Source organism: Streptomyces sp. Ag109_O5-1, from assembly GCF_003814875.1.
GTDB classification, from domain to species: domain Bacteria; phylum Actinomycetota; class Actinomycetes; order Streptomycetales; family Streptomycetaceae; genus Streptomyces; species Streptomyces sasae.
The window spans coordinates 2,094,592-2,106,616 of the sequence record NZ_RKQF01000001.1 but is presented as its reverse complement, the minus strand read 5'-3'; the positions used below and the strand labels follow the sequence as shown (position 1 = coordinate 2,106,616).

At 68.8% G+C, this 12,025-nt stretch carries 9 protein-coding genes and 2 pseudogenes; 7 read left to right on the top strand and 4 right to left on the bottom strand.

Annotated features, from left to right (window positions below):
• The 3 genes from EDD90_RS09500 to EDD90_RS09490 all read left to right on the top strand — a co-directional run bounded on the left by EDD90_RS09500 (position 1) and on the right by EDD90_RS09490 (position 3,128).
• Positions 1–1,248: a glycosyltransferase family 2 protein gene (locus EDD90_RS09500; protein WP_260327759.1), complete on the top strand. Its 1,248-nt coding sequence runs from the start codon at positions 1–3 to the stop codon at positions 1,246–1,248.
• Entirely contained in the window at positions 1,238–2,209 is a 972-nt protein-coding gene (locus EDD90_RS09495) for an isopenicillin N synthase family oxygenase (protein ID WP_123972641.1), read from the top strand. Before EDD90_RS09500 ends, EDD90_RS09495 begins: the two co-directional genes overlap by 11 nt.
• A 130-nt stretch (positions 2,210–2,339) precedes the next feature.
• On the top strand, positions 2,340–3,128 hold the full coding sequence (locus EDD90_RS09490; RefSeq protein WP_123972640.1) for a class I SAM-dependent methyltransferase: 789 nt from the start codon (positions 2,340–2,342) through the stop codon (positions 3,126–3,128).
• A 66-nt stretch (positions 3,129–3,194) separates the two neighbouring features.
• Here EDD90_RS09490 and EDD90_RS09485 read toward each other — a convergent pair whose 3' ends face one another.
• Both EDD90_RS09485 and EDD90_RS09480 read right to left on the bottom strand, forming a co-directional pair.
• Entirely contained in the window at positions 3,195–3,962 is a 768-nt protein-coding gene (locus tag EDD90_RS09485; RefSeq protein ID WP_123972613.1) for a transposase, read from the bottom strand.
• A gap of 23 nt (positions 3,963–3,985) precedes the next feature.
• Positions 3,986–4,417: a hypothetical protein gene (locus tag EDD90_RS09480; RefSeq protein ID WP_123972612.1), complete on the bottom strand. Its 432-nt coding sequence runs from the start codon at positions 4,415–4,417 to the stop codon at positions 3,986–3,988.
• Between the two features lie 700 nt (positions 4,418–5,117).
• Between EDD90_RS09480 and EDD90_RS09470 the strand changes: the two genes are divergently transcribed.
• The 3 genes and pseudogenes from EDD90_RS09470 to EDD90_RS09460 all read left to right on the top strand — a co-directional run.
• Positions 5,118–6,029 (top strand): DUF6192 family protein, encoded by a 912-nt coding sequence (locus EDD90_RS09470; protein ID WP_123972639.1) that lies wholly within the window; start codon positions 5,118–5,120, stop codon positions 6,027–6,029.
• A gap of 2 nt (positions 6,030–6,031) precedes the next feature.
• Positions 6,032–6,442, top strand: coding sequence for a RacP protein (locus EDD90_RS09465; RefSeq protein ID WP_123972638.1), 411 nt, complete (start codon positions 6,032–6,034; stop codon positions 6,440–6,442).
• Between the two features lie 72 nt (positions 6,443–6,514).
• Positions 6,515–7,324, top strand: a pseudogene (locus EDD90_RS09460) (IS5 family transposase); the annotation flags it as partial.
• 250 nt (positions 7,325–7,574) lie between these two features.
• On the opposite strand, the gene EDD90_RS09455 reads toward EDD90_RS09460, so the two are convergent.
• Both EDD90_RS09455 and EDD90_RS09450 read right to left on the bottom strand, forming a co-directional pair.
• Entirely contained in the window at positions 7,575–9,527 is a 1,953-nt protein-coding gene (locus EDD90_RS09455) for a glycosyltransferase (protein WP_123972636.1), read from the bottom strand.
• Between the two features lie 67 nt (positions 9,528–9,594).
• Positions 9,595–10,875: an MFS transporter gene (locus EDD90_RS09450; RefSeq protein WP_311737205.1), complete on the bottom strand. Its 1,281-nt coding sequence runs from the start codon at positions 10,873–10,875 to the stop codon at positions 9,595–9,597.
• A 565-nt stretch (positions 10,876–11,440) separates the two neighbouring features.
• On the opposite strand from EDD90_RS09450, the pseudogene EDD90_RS57045 reads away from it, so the two are divergent.
• Positions 11,441–11,779: pseudogene (locus tag EDD90_RS57045) on the top strand (transposase family protein); the annotation flags it as partial.
• Positions 11,780–12,025 lie beyond the last annotated feature (246 nt).

Genomic DNA, 12,025 nt, shown 5'->3' with positions numbered 1-12,025 from the left:
ATGACCCCCACTGATCCCGAACCCCTGGCCACGGCCGTCGTCACCACGCTGGCCGTCCACTTCGACCCCCAGGCCCGCGAGGCCAGCATCTTCTACTGGGAACGGGGACTGTCCTACCGCGAGGCGGTGGTGGCGGCGGCGGAGCAGACCGGGGACGAGACCACCTCGTGCCTGGTCGGCGAGCTACGGGAGCGCCCGGCCGACCCCGCGGTGCGCCTCGCCCTGCACACGCGGCTGGTCGAACTCGCCGCCGACGGCGGCGGAGAGGCCCTCGAAACCCTCTTCGGGCGGGCCTGGGCGGCGGAGTCCAATTCCCGCTTGGGCTACCACCTCGGGCGGCACTACGACGGCACCGGCCAGGCCGTGGTCAGGCCGGAGCGGCTCGGCACGCGGGCACCCGGCGACGGACTCGGGCCCGGCGACGAACCTCAGGTCCGTGTCGTGGTGCCGTTCCGCGACCGGGGTCCGGGGCTGAGGCTGCGCAACCTGCTGGCCTGCCTGCAGGCCCTGCGCGACCAGTCCGTGCCGCGGGCGTTCTACGAGGTCACGGTGGTGGAGTCGGACGGCACCCCGCGATGGCGCGACACCGTCCTGCCCCACGCGGACCACTATCTCTTCGCCTGCAAGCCCGACAGTTTCAACAAGTCCTGGGCGGTGAACGCCGGCGTGGTCAACACGCCGGGACGAGCGGAGATCATCTGCATCCTGGACGCGGACGCGCTGGTCGACCGCGACTTCATCGCCCGCAACGTCGCCCGCTTCCACCAGCCCGGCGCCATGGGACACCTCAGCTACCGCGACATGTGGTGCCTCGACGAGGCCGCCACCTCCTGGGCGATCGAGGAGCGGCTGTGGCGGCGGGCCGCCGAGGTGGACCCGGATCATCTGCGGGCCTTCGTGCTGCGGCGCCCGCCTGGGTGCTGCGTCTGGGTCCGCACGAGCGCCTTCCACCGGATCGGCGGAATGGATGAACGCTTCGAGGGCTGGGGCGGCGAGGACAACGACTTCGCCTACCGCATGGACACCCACTCCGCCTTCGACCACTACAACGACCCCCTGCTGCACATGTACCACCCCTCCTCCGCGGTGCTGCGCGAGGACGGCGAACTGGTCAACGCGCATATCCCCGCGCTGAGCTGGGGGCCTTCCGCGGAACCCATCGGCGACCTGCACCGGTTCGAGCGACCGTCCCCGACCGGCCCCCGGCCCGCACCACACGAACGAAGGGCAGACACTCATGTCTCGTGACGTCCCCGTTCTCGACCTGACCGCATGGCATGCGGCCGACGCCGCCGGCCGCGCCGGGACCGGGGCGGCACTGGACGCCGCCCTACGCGAGACCGGCGCCTTCCTCCTGCGCGGACACGGCATTCCACCGGAGCTCACCGACCGCATGCGCACCCAGGGCCGGGCGTTCTTCGCCCTGCCCGCCACGGTGAAGCAGCAGTACGCGGTCAGCCGTCCCTACGACAACGGCTGGCGCGGCCTCGGCGCGCTCGACGTCGGCGCCGTCGACGGGGCGGCAGGTACCCCCGACCTGCACGAGGCGTATCACGTCGGACCCTCCCACAGCACCGGCGACCCGGCGTACGACGCCCGCTACTACCCGCGCAACAAGTGGCCCGAGGAGCAGTCTGGGCTGCGGGAGACGGCGCTGGAATACACCGGACACATGACGAGGGTCGCCCACTCGGTGCTCGGCGTCCTCGCGTCCGTCCTCGGCCTGCCCGAGGAGCACTTCACCTCGCGCTCGCAGCGGGCGACCTGGACCCAGAACATCAACTGGTATCCCTCGCTGCGGACCGTGGGCGGCGTGGCGGAGGGGCAGATGCGGGTCGGCCCGCACACCGACTTCGGCACGCTGAGCCTCCTCGACCGCCAGCAGGGGGTCGGCGGGCTGGAGGTCTGGAACGAGGCAGACGGCTGGTTCAGGCCGCCCTACGAACAGAACACCCTCGTGGTCAACCTGGGCGACCTGATGAATCTGTGGACGGACGGCCGGTGGCGTTCGCTGCGGCACCGGGTGCTCGCGCCAAGCGACGCGGCCCCGGACGAGGAACTGGTGTCACTGGTCTACTTCTTCGAGACCGACCCCGACACGGAGGTGGTACCGCTGTCCGCACCCACCGGGGGCGGCGAGGGGATGAGCCCCGTCATCGCCGGCGAGTCGATCCTGGAGAAGGTCGGTGCCTCCCTGACCCTCGGGTGAGTGCCTGTTCCTGAGGCTGACATGACATGACATGACATGACCTTGAACGAACGGCTCGTTGGATCTTCAAGTGTGAGGATGATCGGGAGCGGCCCGGAACCGAACTGATGCAGCACACGTCTCCCGCACCATGATCTCCAACGAGCACCACGAGCACGCGAGTTCCACTGGGCCTACCTCGCCGTCCGCGGTGACTGTGGATCCGCCGAAGGTCAATGACTACAACAGCTTCGCCGAGGCGTACACGGCCGAAAACGAAACCAACCTCATCAATGCCCACTACGAGCGGCCCGCGATGCTGGCCCTCGCCGGAGACGTAGCCGGCCGGCGGATCCTCGACGCCGGCTGCGGCTCCGGGCCCCTGTCTGCGGCATTACGCGATCGTGGTGCCTTGGTGAGTGGCTTCGACGCAAGTGCCGGGATGCTGGAGCTGGCCCGCCGGCGGCTCGGCGACGGTACGGATCTGCAGGTGGCCGACCTGGGCAGCCCGCTTCCCTACGCCGATGACACGTTCGACGATGTAGTCGCGTCCCTGGTGCTGCACTATCTGGAGGACTGGGGGCCGGCGCTGGCCGAGCTGCGACGCGTGCTCAAGCCCGGCGGTCGGCTGATCGCGTCTGTCGACCATCCCTTTGCCATCAACCTCATGCATCGCCAGGCCGGCCGCGAGGCCGACTACAAGTATTTCGACACCACCAACTGGACCGAAGAGTGGACTATGGGCGGCCAGACTGCGTTGATGAGTTTCTGGCACAGGCCGCTGCACGCGATGGTCGAGGCGTTCACCGGTGCCGGTTTTCGGATAATGGTCATCAGCGAGCCAGAGCCTGATCCAGCCGCCCGCGAGCTGTTCCCCGAAGTCATCGCGGCCAAGCCGCGTTTCCTGTGCTTCCTGTTCTTCGTCCTGCAGGCCGACTAAGGGCTGTCCCGTAAATGATCTTCCGGCTGGTCGGGACGTGCTCGACCTCGGAACGGTCGGGCTCGCCTATCCGGCGAGGGTGAGGTTGTGCAGGCGGGCGATGCCGAGCATGGCGTGGTGGACACCGTCACCGCGGAGGCGGCAGTCGCGGAGGATCTTGTAGGTCTTCATGCGGGCGAAGCAGTGCTCGACGCGGGCGCGGACCTGCTTGTGTGACTTATTGTGAGCCTGCTTCCACTCAGGCAGTTCCTCGCCCTTGCGGCGACGGTGCGGCATCACCAGTCCGGTGCCCGGGTAACCGCCGTCGGCAATCGTCGTGGTGTTGCCGACCGCGGTCTTCGCGCCGGATTCCGCCCAGGCCCGGCAGTCATTGCGATTGCCCGGCAGTGGTCGGCCGACGACCACGACCAGGCGAGTGTCGGCGTCGATGACTACCTGGTGGTTGGTGGAGTAGCGGTAGTTCTTCGACTGCTCGGCGACCTTGTGATCGCGGGTGGGCACCAGGGTGCCGTCCACGATCAGCACGGCGTCTTTGGCGAACCGCCGGCGCGGCTGCAGGGCCAGCCTCGGCCCGAGGTCATCGATCATCCGGTCGGCGGCCGACTTCGACACGCCGAACAACGGGGCCAACTGCCGCATGGTCAGATTCGTCCGCCAGTACGCGGCCACCAGCAGCACCCGGTCCTCCAGCGGCAGCCTCCACGGTCGGCCCCGCCGGCACGCGTCGGCACCCTCGCGACGCAGTTGGATCACCAACTTGCCGAACGCACGCGGGCTCAGCCCGGTGAAGGGGGCTATCCAGGACGGCTCGGCCGCCGTGATCACACCAGCCACATCCAAGATCATCCCATCGGCGGTCAGCCGGTCACTTGCAGGTCCCCGCCCCAACTGCCGCATTCAACAGTGCCGGTGGCGAAGCAGACCTTCAGGCCGACCCGTCCGGTGCGGGCGTCAAACCTCTGGTCCACCGCGAGGATGACCTCTCCCAGGTAGTCGGCAAACGGTGTCCCGCGTTCACTCGACACCACCTCGACCCGGCTGCTCTCACCAAGGTCGTATCCCGCGTGGGGTGCCTCCTCATCCGTGATCAGGCACCAGTCGGAGCCGGTCGTGATGTGGAAGTAGCCACCAAGTTCGTCGACGAGCCAGATCTCCAGCGGGCCGGCAGCATCCTCGGAGTCGTGCCGGTGCCAGGCGGCCACCACCTGCTGCACGCGGCGTCCAGTCAGGCGGTCGGGGTTCGCCCCCGCGCCATGCAGCGGACACTCGTGCGGTTCGGTCGGTATCACCCGCAGACCGTACCTGTTGTCGAGCAGCAGGTCACAGAGATTACGGGACAGCCCTTAGGGCCTGTGTGATGTCGTGGTCAACCGGCTGCCTTCAGAAAGTCATTGGCCCAGATCATTGAGGATATGTAGGCAGGTCGCGTCGCGGCTGAGCAAGACTTCGGCGGTGGGGCTCCCGGAGGCTGTTCTTGCTTCGTACGGTGGCTGCATGGGCAGGGACGGGGTGCCCCGGCTGAAGCTGACCGTGATCACGGATGACGCTTGCGGGCCGCGGTTGTGCCGGGGGTGCGGTGGTCGGCTGATGCCGTCGGCGAAGTCGACGGCGGTGTTCTGCGAGGCGGCCTGCCGTTCGCGGCACTGGCGGCGGATGCGGCGGGCAAGGGCTCGGACCGAGGCGGTGAAGGCCGGCGTGACGGCCTCGTGTCCGCAGTGCGGAGTGGCGTGGACGGTCGGTGTCGACCATTCAGTCTCCGCGGTGTACTGCTCTCCCGCCTGCCGCAAACGGGCCTGGCACGCGCGGCGCGCGCGTTCCGGCGAGGCGTGAGCCTGCGCGTTCGATGGAGACGGGGCCGCTTCGGCCGCCGGGGCCGTACACCCTTCTCTGCCGGGCGAGGCGGTCGGATCGTGCGAGGTGACGGGCTTCCAGGGCGAGTTGACGGCACGCGAGGGTGTTGTCCCCGGGCCTCGTGCGGGTGGTGTCCGAATGACCGGGATGGTCGGCAGTGTGACCCGGCAGCGCTACGACGAGCTGGTCAAGCTGGGGCGGGACTGGGTCGAGGCGATGAGCAGCGTCCAGTGGCAGCTCGGGGACGCGGCCATGGAGATCGAGCCGATGCGTTCCTATGGGGGCACCAACCCGTCGGGGAGCGAGGAGTTGTTCACGGTCAGCGAGGCGATCCGGATGTTCGCCGAGGACGTCGGCCTGGCGTATTCGACGGTCCGGGACTACCGGTGGGTGGCCTCGCGCTGGCCGAAGGAACACCGGCGGACGGGGGTCTCCCACACCATCCACAAGATCCTCGCCTCCATCCCCGACGAGCAGGAACGGTTCGAGGCGGTCGACAACCCCCCGCCCAGTCCGCGCGGCGGACCTGCGCGCTGGACGCACGACAGCGCGAAGCGGATCGTCGGCTGGAAGGTCGACACCCCCGAGAGCGTCCAGGAGAAGGTGGACGCGATCCACGACTTGGCCGCCGACGACCAGGTGGCCGCGCGGGTGGCCACCGATTTTCTGCGCCGCCCGGCGGTCGCCTCGAAGGCGATGGCCGACGGCACGGCCAGGCACGCCGTGAACGAGGCGCAGTTCGACCAGTTCCGCCAGCAGGTCCAGTACGGGCGGGAGGAAGCCGCCCCGCAGCTGGACCAGCTACGCCGCATGGAGCACAGCACCCAGTTCATGGACCTGGTCGCGGCCTGCACGCAGTTCACAGTCACCGCCGGAAGGATCGTGCCGAACCTGCGCGGCGAGCCCTACGACGACGCCGAACGCGAGACGGTCCTGCGGGGCCTGGCACGGGTGAGGGCGTCGGCGGACTGGATCGAGAACGCGGTCACCCGCGGCGAGGTCGACCTGGACGAGCAGCTGCAGAAGCTGCTGAAGGGCTCGGGCGAGTAGCGATGGGGCGGGGCGTTCCCGCTCACGTTCACGCCGAAGCCGTCCTGTCCGCCCTGTTGGAGGCCCGTCCCGCCGGCCTGACGATCGTCCAGCTGATGGCGGCCACCGAACGCACCCGTGCGCAGGTCCACACCGGGCTCGCCCACCTGCGCATGGTGGCTGCGGCGAAGGGGCTTCCGCCGGTGACCTGGGACAAGACGTGGGGCTACCGGATGCTGGAGGATGCGCCGGAGGTCTGGATCGGCTACGAGCGGGCGTTTTTCGAGTCCGTCCATCACCGGGTGGAGCACTTCATCGCCGGGATCCTCCTGCCGCACCAGAAGAAGAAGCCCGACGACCCCTACATCCGCACGGTCATGGCGCAGATGGGCGCGATCGAGTCCACCCTGCACCTCCTCGCCAACCTGGAGTGAACCCCTGGAAGGCGACGGGCCGCGACCGCCCGCAGTTGGCCCCATCTTCAGGTCGCGGCCCGGCATCCCGTCATGCCGCTGCCCCGCTACCGCTACCCCTCCGACACCAGCGACCTCGAATGGGCGCTCCTGGAACGGCTCCTGCCCACCCCCGCCTGCCGGACACCCAAGGGCGGTGCTCCTGAGAAGTGGCCCCGTCGGCGCGTGGTCGATGCCATTCGCTACATCACCGACAACGGGACGAAGTGGCGCGCGCAGCCTGCCGACTTCGGCATCCCGTGGCGCACGGTGTTCGGGTATTTCGCCCGCTGGGCGAAGGGCGGCGTTCTGCGGCACATCCTCGACCAGCTCCGTCGGCGGTTGCGGCTGGACCGTCGGCGGTGTCCCTGGCCGGTCCGGGTGATCGTGGACTCGCAGTCCGTCAAGGGCGCGGAGACCGTATCGAAGGCGACGCGCGGCTATGACGCGAACAAGCACATAAATGGGCGGAAGCGGCATCTCCTGGTTGATCAGGACGGCCTGCTCGTCGACCTGCTCGTCACGCCAGCCGACGTCCAGGACCGGGACGCGGCCCGTGTCCTGCTGGCCCGCCTTCACGCCGAGCACCCTGAAATCGTCCTGGTCTGGGCGGACAACGGATACGGCGGAGACGAGTTCAGCACTTGGGCCCAGACCAGCCTCGGCATCACGATCAAGGTCGTCTCCCGGCCCAAAGACGCCAAGGGCTTCGTCTTGTTGCCCAAACGCTGGGTGGTCGAGCGGTCGAATTCGTGGACGATGCGGGCCCGCCGCAACGCGCGGGACTACGAACGCCTCATGTCGCACGCCGAAGCCCACATCCAGTGGGCCTTCATCACCCTCATGACCCGCCGCCTCACCCGACGAAACCGCCGGACCGAGGCGGTCCCAACTACCCTCGCCACAGCTGCCTGACGTTCCCTCCGCCTGCCGTTCGCTTCGGCGTCCAACGACGCTCAACCGAACGGCAACCCTGATCACTATCCAGCTCCAGGACACCTTGACCTGCGGAAAGAGGATGTGACACAGGCACTGAGGACTCCCGGCGCGTCCCTGTGCACTGCCCGAGGGGGCGCCCCCGGTCCGTCCGGACCGCGGGCGCCCCCTCGCCGCATCAGCCGGCGACCGGCCGTCCGTCGGAGGCCGGCAGGGTGAGTTCCGCCCAGGCCGACCTGCCGTCGCGCCCGGTCACCAGGACGGCGAGGGCGCCGTCGGCGAGCAGCGGCACCGTCCCGGCGAAGGCGTCCGTGCCGTCGCCCGCTCTCTCCAACACGGTGACGTCGCCGTCCAGGCCAGCCGGCACGATCTCGACCCGGCTCGCCTGCTCCGCGCGCCACCGTACGGCCACGGCATCGCCGCTGCGGTCCGCGCTGCCGTGTCCGGCGTCGAACGGCGCGTCGCCCTCCCGCTCCTCGCGGACCGGCTCACGGGCCGAAGGAACGGCGTCCGCGGGTGTGGTCCCGGCCACGCACGCGGCGAACACCGCTAGGAAGCGCTCCGCGGCGGCCTGCCAGGTGAAGCTCCGGCCGACCTCCACCGCCCGGGCCCGCAGCGCCTCGATGCGTTCCGGGTCGTCGTGCCAGAGGTCCAGCATGCGGGCCAGCCCCGTGTACACCGCCTCCGTCAGTAACGGGTCGTCCACCCGGAACGAACGTGGCAGGGCTAGCCCGGTCGCTCCCGGCGCGTCGAGGTCGAAGGACTGCTGGAAATGCCGCATGCCGCGCTGAGCAGTGGCGACCGGGACGGACCCGCTCGCCATGGCCTCGCCCATCGCCATCAGGAAGGTGTCCATCTCGAACTTGGACGGGAAGACACAGAAATCGCTCGCGACGGCCCAGCCCTTCAGCTCGTCCGAACTCATCGGGCCGGTCTCGACCCGGACCAGCCCGGGGTAGTCCCGGGCGAGTGCCGTCAGATCCTCGTCGTCCGGGGGCTGCGGTGCCAGGCAGTGCAACAGCACATTGCAGCGACGGCCTGCGTCGAGCAGCTTCCGGATGCCTCGGAACAGCTCCTTCTGGCCCTTGTGCTGCACGGAGTACCGCGCGTTGTGGTAGATCGTCGGCAGCTCGGGATCCAGACCGAGCCCGGTGAGGGTGCGTTTGCGAAGCCCGTCGTCGCGCCGTACGTCCAGCCACTCGTCGCCGATGGCGCAGCCTCCGACCACCAGCAGATGGTCGTGCGTTTGCAGCTCCCGCCGGACCGCGAGCCGTTGGAAGAGCTGTTCGAACGGGGTCTCGGCCTGGGTCAGGGCATGGTCGAGCTGCCCGTGCGAGAGGAAGTCCATGGCGGCGACGGAACGCACCACCAGCCCCAGCATGGTGATGTAGTCATGCCCCGGGCGTTCCGGATAGTCGCTGTAGAGCAGGGTCTGCGGCAGGAAGGCGCGCATCGCCCGTTCGAGGTGTGAGTCGAGCGGCGGGTCCGCGAGCCCGTCGGCGACCGACGCGTCCGCGCCCTCGCTCGCCAGGACGCCGCGCACCTCCGGCCCGTACACCTTGGTGTTGACCGCCATGTTCGTCTGCACGGTGGAGACGACGTGGAAGCCGTGCCCGGCGATCAGGCCGGGCAAGAGGTAGTGGTAGAAGGGCTCGTGCAGGTGGACGACCGTGCCGTCGGGAACCCGTTCCTTCAGGTAGCGGGCCGCCACCACCTGGAACACCAGTGGTTTGAAGAACTCCAGGCTCTGCCCCTTGAGTTCACGGGGCGGGTAGAAGCTCGCGGGGAAGGTGTCGAGCATGTCACCGCTCAGCAGGACGATGTCGATGCCCTCCACGGTGATCCGGTAGGCGCGTGCGGTGATGTCGAGGGTGACCGTCTCGGGGAACGCGGACCAGTCGGCGGGATCCAGCCGGACCGGTATCCGGTCGCGGAACTCCCAGTCCAGCTCGGTGACGGTGTGCTTCTCCGCGATGACATCCAGCAGACCGTGGGCGGCGGTCACCGCCCCGGTCTCGTGTCCGGCCGACTTGAACTGCCGGACGAGGTTCCACAGATAAACAGAGGTACCGGCCTTGACCAGATGGTCGTCGAAGCCGCTGAACTCGAAGTGACACTCGATGATGCGCAACCGTACGCCCTCTCCGTCGTCTACGTCGCATGGCCGTCGAGGCGGGACGCGACAGGCGTCCCTGGAGTCAGCCGCCCGTCCCACGGACCGTCCGCGACGCGGTTTCCGGCCGGTCGGCGGCGGGGGCCGCGTGGTCGTCCTGATCCGGCGGGCGCAGCGCCGACGCGCCGAGGGCCACGAACAGGACGAGTGCGGTGGGGATGCCCAGCGCGACAGGCAGTCCGGTGAAGGTGCTGACGCTGCCGACGACGATGGGACCGATGAGGAAGCCGGTGTAGCCGAGGCTGACCACGAGAGAGAGCGCCGCTCCCGCTCGCGCGGGGTCACGCTGTCCCGCGGCGGAGTACACCTGCGGGGCGATGCAGGCCATCCCGGCGCCCAGGCAGGCGAACCCGATGACACCGGCGAGCGGCCGGTCGATCAGCAGGGCCGCGGTCATGCCGACCGAGGCCAGTACTCCGCTGGTGCGGACGAGCCGTACCGGTCCGTAGCGGGCGGCGAGTCGGTCGCCGAGCAGCCTGCCGACGGTCATCGCGACTGAGAACGCGGCGAAGGCCGTCGCGGCGAACCCCTGTGAGCTGCCCAGGCTCTCGTGCAGGTACACGGCGCTCCAGTCAGCGGCGGTTCCCTCGCCCACCAGGGCGCACATGGCCAGGACGCCGAGGAAGACCAGGGCGGGGGAGACCACCGAGCCCCCGGCCCTCGCCCCCTGGGCCGACGATCCCCAGGCCGTCGTCGCCTTGTCCTTCTCCTCGTGCTCCGTCGGCATCGTGGCGCGGGGCAGGGCCCACACGGCGGCCCACACAGCCAGCACCACCACGACGGCGCCCACCGCGATGAACGTCACCCGCGGGCCGACGTCCTGCCGGGCGAAGAACCCGCCGACCGTGGAGCCCAGGAAGCCGCCGACGCTGTATACGGCGTGAAAGGACGACATGATGGGACGCCCCCAGGCGCGCTGGACCTGAATGGCGTTGGCATTCATGGCGATGTTCAGGGTGCCGTGGGTCAGCCCGAACAGGAAAAGCGCGAGCATAAGCGCGGCGAGCGAGGGCATATACGCCGGAGGGATCAGAAGCAGCCCTTCCAGCACCGCCGTCGGCACCATGACCCGGGTACTTCCCCAGCGGTCGGCGAGTCTGCCCAGCACCAGCATTCCTGCGATCGCGCCGGCCGAAAAGGCGAGCAGAGCAAGGCTCAGACTGCCGTCACTGAGCCCGAGATGATGCTTCACACTGGGAATGCGGCTTGTCCACACGCCCAGAGCGGTGCCGAACAGCAAGAAAAGCAGGGACGTGGCAGTGCGCCCCCGCAGAAGTAAACCTCGGTCCAGTCCCTTGGCGTTCACGCCCGACCTCTCCGTACATTCGGGTAACCCGGGAAATTCACCAGATTGTCCCTCGCGAGAAATAGGCGCGCAGCGCGCTCGGCCGGCACCTTTACGAAGTCAACGGCACTCTTGTTATCACGTCAAGAGCACCTCGGGGCGGCCCCTCGCGGTGACCGTGCATGCTACACGCGACATTTCCGGACCGTGGGCTGTCCAGTGAACGGCTCTGCCACACATCCGGTGGTGACAGAAAGTCATATTGGTCATGGCGAAGTCGCGGTGCGAGAACTCTGCTGGTCAACGGGGCTGAATCGCATTCAAGCGGGGTCTCGGCCGGGGTGTCTGGTGCTCGCCGAGCCTGGGCCGCCCACCCGTGGCGTCCGTGGGTGCCAAATCTGCAACCGACCAGGTCAGAGCGCCGACCCGCGCCGGAATTTCACTGACAGTGATATCCGGAACGCTCCGTCACCACCGGATGTGCGACAGAGCCCAGTGAACGGCTCTGGCCCGTAGTCGGTGGTAGCTGTGGGTGACGACGTGTCATGATCGGGCCGTGTTAGATGTCATCTCCCTCGTCGGGACTGTGTTTTCGGGGTTGTCAGCGCTGGCGGTGGAGGATGTGGCGGACGGCGGTGATGTGGTCCTGGTGTCGGCGCGGACGCGGGGCGGCCCGGTGCCGTGCCCGGCGTGCGGGACGCCGACGGAGAAGATCCATGGCTTCCACACCCGCACGCTCGCGGACGCCCCGGTGGACGGCCGACGGGTCAGGGTCTCGGTTCGGCGGCGGCGTCTGGTGTGCCAGGTGCTGGACTGTCCGCGGCAGACGTTCCGCGAGCAGGTGCCCGGGGTCGTGGAGCGCCATCAGCGCCGCACGAACCGCTTCGCCGTCCAACTCGGCGCAGTGGTGGAGGAGTTAGCGGGCCATCTTCATACATTGGGAAACGATCAACTCTTCCGGGACGGTTCCAACGCGGGAGCCGAAGCGAACTTCGAAGGAAGACTCGTTTCACACCATGGCCGCGGCCCAGTGCCACAGTCCGTGATCCTCCCATCCTTTGGCGGCTCCCCGTACGGCGATTGCGTTTTGCGCCGCGGGAGGCCGCACCCGCGTACCTGGTTCGCTCTCACGGGATCGTCTGTGCGAGCAGCTGCTCGCCTGCCAGGATGC

Coding starts and splice junctions, on each gene's coding strand:
- EDD90_RS09500 (WP_260327759.1), top strand. CDS start 1: ATGACCCCCACTGATCCCGAACCCCTGGCCACGGCCGTCGTCACCACG.
- EDD90_RS09495 (WP_123972641.1), top strand. CDS start 1,238: ATGTCTCGTGACGTCCCCGTTCTCGACCTGACCGCATGGCATGCGGCC.
- EDD90_RS09490 (WP_123972640.1), top strand. CDS start 2,340: ATGATCTCCAACGAGCACCACGAGCACGCGAGTTCCACTGGGCCTACC.
- EDD90_RS09470 (WP_123972639.1), top strand. CDS start 5,118: ATGACCGGGATGGTCGGCAGTGTGACCCGGCAGCGCTACGACGAGCTG.
- EDD90_RS09465 (WP_123972638.1), top strand. CDS start 6,032: ATGGGGCGGGGCGTTCCCGCTCACGTTCACGCCGAAGCCGTCCTGTCC.